The sequence below is a fragment of the Vibrio sp. G-C-1 genome (assembly GCF_021728015.1).
In the GTDB taxonomy this organism is placed as follows: domain Bacteria; phylum Pseudomonadota; class Gammaproteobacteria; order Enterobacterales; family Vibrionaceae; genus Vibrio; species Vibrio splendidus.
Map to the genome: position 1 here is coordinate 248,234 of NZ_JAKKCR010000007.1, position 11,938 is coordinate 260,171.

The window sequence follows — 11,938 nt, forward strand, 5'->3', positions numbered from 1 at the left end:
CGTTGATTAGTACTTTGAAAAACTGGTTAGCTAACGACTACACAGCTTAGTCATCGAAAAATAGCTTAGTCATAGTCAAAACAACTTAGTCATCGAAAAACAACTTGGTCATCGTCAAAATAGGCCGAGGCTTCAGTGAACTGAACGGATGTCCAGTTAAAAAAAAACGCCCAACTCTAAGAGTTGGGCGTTTATCTTATGCTGTTAAATAACCACTTAAACTCACTAACATTAGCGATTTAATGCTAGTTATTTAGCATCAGACAAAGCTATTTGATATCGATGTGGTCGAAGCCTTTGATAAGGTCATCAAGTGCTTTCATCTGCTTCAAGAACGGCTCTAGTTTATCTAGAGGTAGCGCCGATGGGCCATCACAGCGTGCTTGATCAGGGTTAGGGTGAGCCTCCAGAAACAGACCCGCAATACCCGTCGCAATACCCGCTTTAGCAAGTTCAACGGTTTGCTCACGACGACCGCCAGAGGCTGCACCTGATGGATCACGCATTTGAAGCGCGTGAGTCACATCAAAGATGATTGGGCTGCCGTTTGATGATTTTTTCATTACACCGAAACCAAGCATATCAACAACTAAGTTGTCATAACCCATGCAAGAACCACGTTCACAAAGAATGATGTTGTCGTTGCCACACTCAGCAAACTTATCAACGATATTACCCACTTGATCTGGGCTCATGAACTGAGGCTTCTTCACGTTGATTACAGCGCCAGTCTTAGCCATCGCTTCAACAAGGTCAGTTTGACGAGCAAGAAACGCTGGAAGCTGGATTACATCAACCACATCTGCAACAGGCTGAGCTTGTGCTTCTGTGTGGATATCCGTAATAATTTTCACGCCAAAGGTATCTTTCAGTTCTTGGAAGATTTTAAGACCTTCTTCCATACCTGGACCACGGTATGAGTGAACTGAGCTGCGGTTTGCTTTATCGAAAGACGCCTTAAATACGTAAGGGATGCCCAACTTCTCTGTGACTTTCACGTAATGCTCACAGATCTGCATTGCTAGATCGCGAGATTCAAGAACGTTCATGCCTGCAAATAGCGTAAATGGCTTGTCGTTAGCAATTGGCATATCACCAATGTGAACTGTTTTCTGTTCCATCATATTCTCTCTAAATAATTATTAATTAGTGAACAACCACTGTCTTTTCGTTCATGACGTTCACTTGAGATTTCAGTAACTCAGATGCAGGGTCATCTGGGCATTGGTCGATAAAGTATTGATAATCCGTTGCTGCAACTTGATGACAGTCTAGCTGCTGATAAATAAAGCCACGGTCACGGATTTCGTACGGATCATCCGGCACAAACGTTAACGCAAGATCGGTACACTTCAATGCAAGCGTATAACGCTCTTCTCGCAGTAATGCACTCTTAAGCAACGCTAGCCACTTACCAATAATCGTTGGGTGGTCGGCAACCTCTAAGTGCTCCGCTTTCACCTTAGCGAGTGGGCCATCATGTCCGATTAACCAAGCTCGTAAAGTTTGCACGCCAACATACTCACCGTTGTAAGGATTAATATAGACGGCTGCTTGCCCGTACCAACTCACTTTAAGCAGAAACTGAGTCGGAAAAGAGACACCCTCTACAGGGAAGCCTAGCTTGCGACCAAGAAAAAGGAAGATTGCCCCAAGACTGACAGGGATGCCTTTCTTTCTCTCGAGCACTTTATCGATAAACGCGTTTTCCGATGAGAAGTAAGCGTCTTTATCGCCTGCGAAGCCCCACTCATAAAAGAATAGTCGAATAAAAGATTCAAACTTCTGTTGCTCGTCGGTTTCATTAACCAAAGCAAACTCAGCGTCTTTTAACAATCTCGCCAGTTCTTGCTCAGCCCAGCTGTCTTGAGTTTCTGGGTTAATCGCTTTATTTAAGATCAATGCACCTTCAGCTAACTCTAGCTGGTCAAAGTCTTCATCAAAAAATTCGTACATACGTAACTAACCGAAATAAGGAGATAATTAACCGAAAAATGTTGGTGTCTTAGTCATTGCAATTTTGCCTGCCATCGCTAACCAGCCAAGCGCACCAAAGAAAGAGAAAACTCTCAATAGCTTGTTTTTACCCAACTTAAGTGCAAAGAAGCCCAGTGCGATGTAAGCCATAACACAAGTTAGTTTTTCGGTTAACCATGGCGCTGCTGGTGTAAATGGAATAAAGCCAGTGATAAAAATCAAACCAATACCCGATAGCAGCAGCAACGAGTCATTGATATGAGGGAAACGCTGCAAGAAAGGATGCTTAAGCTTTGGTGAGTTAACCATCATCAGAGCGAAACGAATCGAAAGAAGTAGCGCGCTGATAGCAATCGTTAGTAGGTGAAAATGTTTTAAACCTTCGTACATGGTATTCCTTTATATTTTTATATGTGCTTTCGTTAACACGAGCCAAACAATACCCGTTAATGCCCTGTATTTCTGCGTTAATTCTCTGTATTTCCGCGTTAAATGCATTATCGAGTTAAGTGTATTGTCGAGTTAAAGGTATCAATTTAGCAAGTTCATCATCTATTGCTCACAAGATGATTAACAGCAGCCTATGAGCAACCACTATCTATGAACAGTAACGACCCAATGTCACTCGGTCATTACCACCGTAATCTTTTTCTGTAACCACATCCAAGTAGCCCAGTTGCTGCATTATCTCACGTACCGCCAAGCCTTGGTCATAGCCGTGTTCAAATGCTAGCCAGCCTTCGTTTTCTAAAAAACCGCGTGCGTTTTCAGAGATGTATCGAATATCAGCTAAACCTTTCTCTTCAGCAACTAACGCTGTGATCGGTTCAAAACGCACATCACCTTGAGATAAATGAGGGTCATTCTTCTCAATGTAAGGTGGGTTCGAGACAATCAACGAGAACTTCACAGCTTCTTTTTCAGAATTCACCGAGTTCAAAGGCTCAAACCAACTGCCATGTAAAAAAGTGGCGTTAGTGATATTTAATCGCTGAGCGTTTTCTGTAGCAAGTTGCTGCGCTTCAGGGCGAAGATCAATACCCGTCACTGGTCGATTCGGCATCTCAGACGCCAATGCTAACGCGATAGCACCTGTGCCCGTGCCTAAATCTAGAATCGCACCTTGTTTGCCGTAGGTTTTATCCAAAGCGACTTCAACCAAACGCTCGGTATCCGGGCGCGGGATTAAAGTAGAAGGAGAAACTTTTAACGGCAGCGACCAAAACTCACGTTCACCAACAATATAAGCCACAGGCTCACCGGTTAAGCGACGTTTTAGAAGGGTATGGAATTCGGATTCCTGTTCTGAAGTGAGATGCTTCTCAGGCCAAGTCAGTAGGTAAGATCTAGGTTTATCTAAAGCATGACAAAGCAGTACCGCAGCATCAATCGAGGGCGATGTGTTATCGCCCTCTTGAAGCTGTACGATTGCTGACTTTAAAGCACTTTCAACCGTATATGCTGACTGCATAGTAATTAGTTGTGCTCAGCAAGTGCTGCTAGTTGATCGGCTTGGTGCTCTTGTAGAACAGGATCAAGCAGGCTTTGCATATCACCTTCCAGAACTTCGTTCAGGCGGTAGATAGTTAAGTTGATGCGGTGATCAGAAACACGACCTTGAGGGTAGTTGTACGTGCGAATACGGTCACTACGGTCACCAGAACCTAATAGGTTACGACGTGTATCTGAAATCGCAGCAGCACGACGCTCTTCTTCAGCTTGAACGATACGAGCCGCAAGAACAGCCATCGCTTTCGCTTTGTTTTTATGCTGAGAACGCTCGTCTTGACACTCTACTACGGTACCGGTTGGCAAGTGAGTAATACGGATTGCTGAATCCGTGGTGTTAACGTGCTGACCACCCGCGCCAGATGCACGGAAAGTATCAATCTTAAGATCGCCCGCTTTAATTTCTGGTAGATCAGCTTCTGGGATCTCAGGCATAACCGCAACAGTACATGCTGATGTATGAACACGACCTTGAGACTCAGTCTCAGGTACACGTTGTACACGGTGACCGCCAGACTCGAACTTCATTGTGCCGTAAACAGCGTCGCCACTGATTTTAGCGATCATCTCTTTAAAGCCGCCCTGCTCTGAAACATTGCTGCTCATCACCTCAACGCGCCAACCTTTTTTCTCGGCAAATCTAGAGTACATGCGGAAAAGGTTACCCGCAAAAATACCCGCTTCATCACCACCAGCACCGGCACGAATCTCTAAGAAACAGTTACGCTCATCGTTTGGATCTTTTGGAATCAGAAGAATTTGCAGCTCATCAGTCAGACGTTCAATGTTCGCTTTCGCATCTTTGATCTCTTCTTGAGCCATTTCGCGCATTTCTGCGTCGTCTTCATTTGCCATCTCTTCAGCAGCTTCTAAATCTTCTTGAGCTTGCTGGTATGATTTGAAGCACCCCGTCACCTCTTCTAATTGAGAATACTCTTTTGACAAGGCACGGAATTTGTCTTGATTCCCAAGTACACCGGGATCACCAAGTAGATGTTGAACTTCTTCATAGCGTTCAACAAGTGTTTCAAGCTTTATTAGAATCGAGGCTTTCATAATGTCTTATTCTGTTGGAGGTCGAATATTATTGAGGGTTTTCTAAGCCCAAACTCTGTCTAATGACCATTAATTTTGCAGGTTCTCCTTGCTCAGCTGCACTTTGAAGTGCACGCGTTGGAGCATGGATCAATTTGTTTGTGAGCTTATTACTTAGCTCAAGTAAGACTTTCTCAGGGTCACCGCCTGCGGCAAGTGATTGTAAACTCTTACTTAATAAATCTTCTCGGATTTCATTGGCCGATTTACGGTAATCACGAATACTGTCTACCGCTTGCAGTGAACGCATCCAACTCATGAACGCGGCGCTTTCTTCACTAACTATTGCTTCAGCTTGAATCGCTTCTACTTTTCGTTGTTCAATATTGCCATCAACGATCGACTGCAAATCGTCAACGGAATATAGGTAAGCATCATTCAGATCGCCGACCTGAGATTCCACATCACGAGGAACTGCAATATCAACCAACAACATAGGTTGATGTTTTCTTGTCTTAAGTGCGGTCTCTACCATGCCCTTACCAATAATAGGCAGCGGGCTTGCAGTTGAGCTGATCACGATATCCGCTCTATGCAAATGGTCAGGAATCTCATTCAGGCTGATCACTTCAGCACCAAACTCTTCAGCTAGCCCTAAAGCACGTTCACGAGTTCGGTTAGCCACTATCATCTTAGTGCAGCCATTCGCAGAAAGGTGTTTAGCCACCAATTCAATCGTCTCACCCGCACCAACCAATAACACGGTTGAATCAGCAATCGACTCAAAGATGTGTTTAGCTAGCGTACAGGCTGCGTAGGCCACAGAAACAGCACTGCCACCAATTTCAGTTTCAGTTCGAACACGCTTGGCGACAGAAAATGATTTCTGGAACAGTTTTTCCATTGAAGCATCAACAGATTTGTTCTCTCGCGAGTCCGTATAAGCTTGCTTCACCTGACCTAAGATCTGCGGCTCACCCAATACCAAGGAGTCCAAACCACAAGCTACGCGCATTAAATGTTTAATCGCGGCCTGCTCTTCATGGACATAAATGCTGGGTTTTAGCTCTTCAGGGCTAACTTGATGGAAAACTGACAACCAATCGATGAGCTTGTTTTTTGCCACGCCTTTGACGTCACAATACACTTCAGTTCGATTACAGGTAGAAAGTATGACACTTCCATTTACGTGTGCATTTGCGTTAAGTTGCTTGAGTGCCTCAGATAATTTATCTGGACCAAAAGCGACTTTTTCTCGCAATTCAACCGACGCTGTATTGTGATTGATACCTACGGCAAGCAAAGACATGTATCAGAAGTTCTCGATCAGGGAATGGAAACAAGGGGCGAATTTTACTTGATGCATGGCTCTATTTAAAGAGCAAGCGGGATTTGTTTTCCTGACTTCGTGAATTCAATGCTATAGTTGAGACGTTTTTTAGATAAATTTGAACAAGTTGTGAGCAAATATGAGCAAGCTTCGTAAAATCACGTCTCTTATTTTTATAACCATAATTATGGTGGGTTGCTCTTCTATCCCAGAACAACCGACCAGCGTCGAGTGGCAAAGTCACCAAGATCGGCTTTTACAGATAGAAAACTATCAAGCCTCAGGCAAGCTCGCTTACATTTCTCCAGAGCAACGCCAAAGCCTAAATTTCATTTGGAAGCATTCCCCAAATCAGAGTCAATTAAGACTGACCACTTTCCTTGGTCAAACCGCCTTGAACCTCACCATTGACCCATCGGGTGCCAAGGTAGTCACTTATGATGACCAAGTTTTTACTCATGCAAGTGCTTCCGTTCTTGTGGAACAACTTACTGGATTACAGATTCCCATTGACCATCTACCACAATGGTTCCTTGGCATTCCAGACCAAGCCGATAGCTACCAATTGAACACCACCAACACGCTTGAATCTCTCACCAAACAAGTTAGCAACCAACTATGGACACTGAATTTTGATAACTATCGAAATACAGGGATGCCGAGTACACTATTATCTGGTGAAGACAACAAGAACTCTAGTGAAGACAACACTAAGGTAGAGACAATCCCACTCCCTACTCGATTGTCATTCAAGCAAGACGAGAACAAAATCAACATTGTAGTTTCGAAGTGGACACTGAAAAAATGATAACAACGCCAACCCACTGGCCTTCTCCGGCTAAACTGAATTTATTTCTTTATATCACTGGTCAACGTAATAATGGTTATCACGAACTTCAGACCTTATTTCAGTTTGTCGAATTTGGCGATGAGCTAACAGTTAGTGCAAATCAAGAAACCAGTGCGATCACAATAACCCCTGAAATTCCAGGCGTTGCGACAGAAGATAACCTGATTTGGAAAGCCGCAACTGCCCTCCAACAATATACATCGACCTCTTTCGGTGCGGATATTGAACTCAAGAAAGTGTTACCAATGGGAGGTGGCATTGGTGGGGGCTCTTCAAATGCAGCAACCGTGCTGGTCGCGCTTAATTATTTATGGCAACTCAACCTCTCTGATGATCAACTTGCCGAAATCGGTTTGCAGCTTGGTGCTGACGTTCCGGTCTTCGTTCGAGGCCACGCCGCCTTTGCCGAAGGGGTTGGAGAACAGCTACAGCCCGCTAATCCGGATGAAAAATGGTATCTCGTTGTCAAACCTCAAGTGAGCATAGCAACTGTAGACATATTCACACATTCAGAATTAACTCGAAATACGCCGAAGCGAGCACTAGCAACGCTTCTAGAGCAAGAATACGTAAACGATTGCGAAAAAATTGTGCGAATGCTGTACCCAGAGGTTGATAAGCAACTTTCATGGCTGCTACAATACGCGCCGTCGAGATTGACTGGTACGGGTTCATGCGTTTTTGCTGAATTTAGCAGCAAAAAAGAAGCCGAATCGGTGCTAGAGCAACTGCCTGACACAGTTTCCGCGTTTGTCGCGAGAGGACGAAACATTTCGCCTTTGAAAGAAACTTTGGCTGAATACCAATCAGCCCACCCACAATCTATTTAAAACTGGACGCAACCCGAGGTTTCCACCGTGCCTGATATGAAGCTATTTGCTGGTAACGCAACACCTGAACTAGCCCAACGTATTGCTGATCGTCTATACATCTCTCTTGGCGATGCTACTGTAGACCGTTTTTCTGATGGCGAAGTCGCTGTTCAAATCAATGAAAACGTTCGTGGTAGCGATGTATTCCTGATTCAATCAACTTGTGCACCAACCAATGACAACCTTATGGAATTGGTGGTAATGATTGACGCAATGCGCCGTGCTTCTGCTGGCCGTATTACTGCTGTAATCCCTTACTTCGGTTATGCCCGTCAAGATCGTCGTGTACGTTCTGCTCGTGTGCCTATTACTGCAAAAGTTGTTGCAGATTTCCTTTCTAACGTTGGTGTTGACCGCGTTCTTACTATCGACCTACACGCAGAGCAAATCCAAGGCTTCTTCGATGTACCTGTTGATAACATCTTCGGCACTCCAGTTCTTCTAGAAGACATGGCTAACCGTGGCCTAGAAAACCCAGTAGTGGTTTCTCCAGACCTTGGTGGTGTTGTACGTGCTCGTGCAACCGCTAAAGCGCTAGGTGATGTTGACATCGCTATCGTTGATAAGCGTCGTCCACGTGCTAACGTTTCTGAAGTAATGAACCTAATCGGTGATGTTGAAGGCCGTGACTGTGTTATCGTTGATGACATGATCGATACTGGTGGCACACTGTGTAAAGCAGCTGAAGCGCTTAAAGAGCGCGGTGCTAAGCGTGTATTCGCTTACGCAACTCACGCTGTATTCTCTGGTACTGCTGCAGAAAACATCCGTAACTCAGTTCTAGACCAAGTTATTGTTACAGATTCAATCAAGCTTTCTCCAGAGATGGCTGCGACAGGCAAAGTGACTGAGCTAAGCCTTTCTCGCATGCTTGCTGAAGCAATTCGCCGCATCAGCAACGAAGAATCAATCTCAGCGATGTTTAACTAATCAAAGCTCTATAGCTTTGTTGTAGAAAAGCTTTGTTTTAGAAACTCGTGAGAGAGACACATTAAGCACTTCATTGAATGAAGTGCTTTTTTTATGTCTAACCAATATTAAGCCGCAATTCACCACAGTCAGGAATCATCGTGTTGCTATCAGCTAGCTCGCACCTTTTTCATAAACTGTGATATCATACGGCGCTTTTTGAAATCCCAAGAGAGATCCATACCTTGAGCCAACAAATAAAACTTCTCGTTGGACTGGCTAATCCAGGTCCAGAATACGCCAAAACTCGCCACAATGCGGGTGCTTGGGTAGTTGAAGAATTAGCGCGTGTACATAACGTGACACTAAAGAACGAACCAAAGTTCTTTGGCCTAACGGGTCGTATCATGGTTCATGGTGAAGATCTTCGCTTGCTGATCCCAACGACTTTTATGAACTTGTCAGGCAAAGCTGTTGCTGCCTTAGCAAAGTTCTACCAAATTAAACCAGAAGAGATCATGGTCGCTCACGATGAGTTAGATCTTCCTCCAGGTATTGGAAAGTTTAAAAAAGGTGGTGGTCATGGTGGACATAATGGTCTGAAAGACATCATCAGCAAGCAGGGTAACAATAAAGAATTCTATCGTCTTAGGTTAGGCATTGGCCATCCAGGACACAAAGATAAAGTTGCAGGTTATGTATTAGGCAAAGCTCCTGCGAAAGAGCAAGAGTGTATCGAGGCTGTCGTTGACGAATCGGTTCGTAGCCTAGACATCTTATTAAAAGATGGCCTACCAAAAGCACAAAATCGCTTACATACGTTCAAAGCAGAATAAGGTTTATATCATGGGTTTTAAATGTGGCATCGTTGGTCTACCAAACGTTGGTAAGTCAACTCTGTTTAACGCACTGACTAAAGCAGGCATCGAAGCAGCAAACTTTCCATTTTGTACAATCGAACCAAACACAGGTATCGTTCCGGTTCCAGATCTACGCTTAGATGCATTAGCAAAAATTGTTAATCCACAGAAGATCCTTCCAACGACAATGGAATTCGTAGATATCGCAGGCCTAGTTGCTGGCGCATCTAAAGGTGAAGGTCTAGGTAACAAATTCCTAGCTAACATCCGCGAAACTGATGCTATCGGTCACGTTGTACGCTGCTTTGAAAACGAAAACATCGTTCACGTTTCAGGTAAAGTATCTCCAATCGAAGATATCGAAGTGATCAACCTTGAGCTTGCTCTTGCCGATCTAGATAGCTGTGAACGTGCAATCTTCCGTAATGCTAAAAAAGCAAAAGGCGGAGATAAAGACGCTAAATTTGAAACTACAGTTCTTGAAAAGCTTCTACCTATCCTGACTGAAGGTGGTATGGCTCGTACTGTTGAACTTGGCAAAGAAGAAGTAGCAGCAATCGACTACCTTAACTTCCTAACGCTTAAGCCAACAATGTACATTGCAAACGTTGCTGAAGATGGTTTTGAAAACAACCCTTACCTAGACGCCGTTCGCGAATATGCAGAAAAAGAGAACAACGTTGTTGTTGCTGTGTGTGCTGCAATCGAATCTGAACTTTCTGAGCTTGACGATGAAGATCGTGAAGAGTTCCTAGCTGACATGGGCATCGAAGAACCAGGCCTTAACCGAGTGATCCGCTCTGGTTACGAGCTATTGACTCTTCAAACTTACTTTACTGCAGGTGTTAAAGAAGTTCGTGCTTGGACTATTCCTATCGGTGCAACAGCGCCGCAAGCAGCTGGTAAGATCCACACCGACTTCGAGAAAGGTTTCATCCGTGCAGAAGTAGTTGGCTACGAACATTTCATCGAGTTTGGCGGTGAAAGCGGAGCAAAAGATGCAGGTAAATGGCGTCTTGAAGGCAAAGAATACATCGTTAAAGATGGTGACGTAGTTCACTTCCGCTTCAACGTATAATTCTGATTAAACATCTAGAAAAAAGGCCAGTGAATTCACTGGCCTTTTTGTTTTGCCCCTTTAGAAATAGCCCCACATCCAAAACTTAACTTCCTATATATATCGCCTTTTAGACCTGTTTTTTGTCGACAAATACACCTCTTTGCCTAAAAAGAAACCGAACAGATGTTTATTCGCGATTTATTCAAAAAAAAAGTTGACGGGTTTCGCTCAACTCCGCATAATGCGCCCCGTTCACAACGAAGCGGCAACGTCTCGAAATGAGCAACAATTTGGAAATGGCTACTTAGCTCAGTTGGTTAGAGCACATCACTCATAATGATGGGGTCGCAGGTTCGAATCCCGCAGTAGCCACCATTTCCTAAGCACTCTGTTTGTTATTAAACATCTGTCTCTTAACAACAAAGAGTTTTTAGGAAAGTAAAGCGGTCGTGGCGGAATTGGTAGACGCACCAGATTTAGGTTCTGGCGCCGAGAGGTGTGAGAGTTCAAGTCTCTCCGACCGCACCATATTGAGATGTCTTAATTGATATCATTGTTGGGCTATCGCCAAGCGGTAAGGCACTGGCTTTTGATGCCAGCATTCCCTGGTTCGAATCCAGGTAGCCCAGCCACAATTTAAAGTGTAATTATCTTTAAAAAGATAATGGCATTGGAAGCGAGATTATATTATATTACTTCGCTCTCAGATGGCTACTTAGCTCAGTTGGTTAGAGCACATCACTCATAATGATGGGGTCGCAGGTTCGAATCCCGCAGTAGCCACCATTCTTTCTTTATGAAAGAAAAAGTACAAACAACGTTACTTAGACAAACCATAAGTCTTCTTAACTATACTCTTCGCTAGAGTAAAAGCTTTGCTGCGGTCGTGGCGGAATTGGTAGACGCACCAGATTTAGGTTCTGGCGCCGAGAGGTGTGAGAGTTCAAGTCTCTCCGACCGCACCATTATTTAGATATCTTAATTGATATCCTGTTGGGCTATCGCCAAGCGGTAAGGCACTGGCTTTTGATGCCAGCATTCCCTGGTTCGAATCCAGGTAGCCCAGCCATTACAACGTTACTTAGACAAACCATAAGTCTTCTTAACTATATACTCTTCGCTAGGCTCTTTGCTTAGTTGAGAGGAAAGCTTTGCTGCGGTCGTGGCGGAATTGGTAGACGCACCAGATTTAGGTTCTGGCGCCGAGAGGTGTGAGAGTTCAAGTCTCTCCGACCGCACCATTATTTCTCTTTAATTAGAGATAAAATAGTGAATACAAAAAATTCATTATTGGCTACTTAGCTCAGTTGGTTAGAGCACATCACTCATAATGATGGGGTCGCAGGTTCGAATCCCGCAGTAGCCACCATTCTTTCTTTATGAAAGAAGAAAACAAACAACGTTGTATTGAATCACCAATGTCGATATAACTATAAAGATTTGCTGCGGTCGTGGCGGAATTGGTAGACGCACCAGATTTAGGTTCTGGCGCCGAGAGGTGTGAGAGTTCAAGTCTCTCCGACCGCACCATTATTT

General features: G+C 44.2%; 11 protein-coding genes and 9 tRNA genes. 14 read left to right on the forward strand and 6 right to left on the reverse strand.

Annotated elements, in window-relative coordinates:
• Nucleotides 1–269: 269 nt before the first annotated feature.
• The 6 genes from kdsA to hemA form a co-directional block, all read right to left on the reverse strand.
• A complete protein-coding gene (gene kdsA / locus L3V36_RS12825; RefSeq protein ID WP_175400146.1) occupies nucleotides 270–1,124 on the reverse strand; it encodes a 3-deoxy-8-phosphooctulonate synthase in 855 nt (284 codons plus the stop codon).
• 22 nt (nucleotides 1,125–1,146) lie between these two features.
• A complete protein-coding gene (locus L3V36_RS12830) occupies nucleotides 1,147–1,956 on the reverse strand; it encodes a SirB1 family protein (RefSeq protein ID WP_017084479.1) in 810 nt (269 codons plus the stop codon).
• A 27-nt stretch (nucleotides 1,957–1,983) separates the two neighbouring features.
• Nucleotides 1,984–2,367: a SirB2 family protein gene (locus tag L3V36_RS12835; RefSeq protein ID WP_004736238.1), complete on the reverse strand. Its 384-nt coding sequence runs from the start codon at nucleotides 2,365–2,367 to the stop codon at nucleotides 1,984–1,986.
• 208 nt (nucleotides 2,368–2,575) lie between these two features.
• Nucleotides 2,576–3,448 (reverse strand): peptide chain release factor N(5)-glutamine methyltransferase, encoded by an 873-nt coding sequence (gene prmC, locus L3V36_RS12840; RefSeq protein WP_017089053.1) that lies wholly within the window; start codon nucleotides 3,446–3,448, stop codon nucleotides 2,576–2,578.
• A 5-nt stretch (nucleotides 3,449–3,453) separates the two neighbouring features.
• A complete protein-coding gene (gene prfA / locus L3V36_RS12845; protein ID WP_004736236.1) occupies nucleotides 3,454–4,542 on the reverse strand; it encodes a peptide chain release factor 1 in 1,089 nt (362 codons plus the stop codon).
• Between the two features lie 28 nt (nucleotides 4,543–4,570).
• On the reverse strand, nucleotides 4,571–5,830 hold the full coding sequence (hemA, locus tag L3V36_RS12850; protein WP_017095765.1) for a glutamyl-tRNA reductase: 1,260 nt from the start codon (nucleotides 5,828–5,830) through the stop codon (nucleotides 4,571–4,573).
• A gap of 160 nt (nucleotides 5,831–5,990) precedes the next feature.
• Here hemA and lolB point away from each other — a divergent pair, with 160 nt between their 5' ends.
• The 14 genes from lolB (at nucleotide 5,991) to L3V36_RS12920 (ending at nucleotide 11,932) form a co-directional block, all read left to right on the forward strand.
• A complete protein-coding gene (gene lolB / locus L3V36_RS12855; RefSeq protein WP_102447583.1) occupies nucleotides 5,991–6,659 on the forward strand; it encodes a lipoprotein insertase outer membrane protein LolB in 669 nt (222 codons plus the stop codon).
• Nucleotides 6,656–7,531, forward strand: a complete 876-nt coding sequence (gene ispE, locus L3V36_RS12860; RefSeq protein ID WP_198594789.1) for a 4-(cytidine 5'-diphospho)-2-C-methyl-D-erythritol kinase — start codon at nucleotides 6,656–6,658, stop codon at nucleotides 7,529–7,531. Before lolB ends, ispE begins: the two co-directional genes overlap by 4 nt.
• A gap of 27 nt (nucleotides 7,532–7,558) precedes the next feature.
• The gene (locus L3V36_RS12865; protein ID WP_012603389.1) at nucleotides 7,559–8,503 is read left to right on the forward strand and encodes a ribose-phosphate pyrophosphokinase; all 945 of its coding nucleotides are present in this window, start codon (nucleotides 7,559–7,561) and stop codon (nucleotides 8,501–8,503) included.
• Nucleotides 8,504–8,727: 224 nt separating this feature from the next.
• Entirely contained in the window at nucleotides 8,728–9,318 is a 591-nt protein-coding gene (gene pth / locus L3V36_RS12870; RefSeq protein ID WP_010439162.1) for an aminoacyl-tRNA hydrolase, read from the forward strand.
• Nucleotides 9,319–9,328: 10 nt separating this feature from the next.
• On the forward strand, nucleotides 9,329–10,420 hold the full coding sequence (gene ychF / locus L3V36_RS12875) for a redox-regulated ATPase YchF (protein ID WP_026012356.1): 1,092 nt from the start codon (nucleotides 9,329–9,331) through the stop codon (nucleotides 10,418–10,420).
• Nucleotides 10,421–10,700: 280 nt separating this feature from the next.
• A tRNA-Met gene (locus tag L3V36_RS12880) sits at nucleotides 10,701–10,777 on the forward strand.
• 68 nt (nucleotides 10,778–10,845) lie between these two features.
• A tRNA-Leu gene (locus L3V36_RS12885) sits at nucleotides 10,846–10,930 on the forward strand.
• Between the two features lie 29 nt (nucleotides 10,931–10,959).
• Nucleotides 10,960–11,034, forward strand: a tRNA-Gln gene (locus tag L3V36_RS12890).
• Between the two features lie 77 nt (nucleotides 11,035–11,111).
• Nucleotides 11,112–11,188, forward strand: a tRNA-Met gene (locus L3V36_RS12895).
• A 94-nt stretch (nucleotides 11,189–11,282) separates the two neighbouring features.
• Nucleotides 11,283–11,367, forward strand: a tRNA-Leu gene (locus L3V36_RS12900).
• A 29-nt stretch (nucleotides 11,368–11,396) separates the two neighbouring features.
• A tRNA-Gln gene (locus L3V36_RS12905) sits at nucleotides 11,397–11,471 on the forward strand.
• A gap of 87 nt (nucleotides 11,472–11,558) precedes the next feature.
• Nucleotides 11,559–11,643 (forward strand) — tRNA-Leu (locus tag L3V36_RS12910).
• Between the two features lie 51 nt (nucleotides 11,644–11,694).
• Nucleotides 11,695–11,771, forward strand: a tRNA-Met gene (locus tag L3V36_RS12915).
• A gap of 76 nt (nucleotides 11,772–11,847) precedes the next feature.
• Nucleotides 11,848–11,932 (forward strand) — tRNA-Leu (locus tag L3V36_RS12920).
• Nucleotides 11,933–11,938 lie beyond the last annotated feature (6 nt).

Coding starts and splice junctions, on each gene's coding strand:
- lolB (WP_102447583.1), top strand. CDS start 5,991: ATGAGCAAGCTTCGTAAAATCACGTCTCTTATTTTTATAACCATAATT.
- L3V36_RS12830 (WP_017084479.1), bottom strand. CDS start 1,956: ATGTACGAATTTTTTGATGAAGACTTTGACCAGCTAGAGTTAGCTGAA.
- L3V36_RS12835 (WP_004736238.1), bottom strand. CDS start 2,367: ATGTACGAAGGTTTAAAACATTTTCACCTACTAACGATTGCTATCAGC.
- kdsA (WP_175400146.1), bottom strand. CDS start 1,124: ATGATGGAACAGAAAACAGTTCACATTGGTGATATGCCAATTGCTAAC.
- ispE (WP_198594789.1), top strand. CDS start 6,656: ATGATAACAACGCCAACCCACTGGCCTTCTCCGGCTAAACTGAATTTA.
- prmC (WP_017089053.1), bottom strand. CDS start 3,448: ATGCAGTCAGCATATACGGTTGAAAGTGCTTTAAAGTCAGCAATCGTA.
- ychF (WP_026012356.1), top strand. CDS start 9,329: ATGGGTTTTAAATGTGGCATCGTTGGTCTACCAAACGTTGGTAAGTCA.
- hemA (WP_017095765.1), bottom strand. CDS start 5,830: ATGTCTTTGCTTGCCGTAGGTATCAATCACAATACAGCGTCGGTTGAA.
- prfA (WP_004736236.1), bottom strand. CDS start 4,542: ATGAAAGCCTCGATTCTAATAAAGCTTGAAACACTTGTTGAACGCTAT.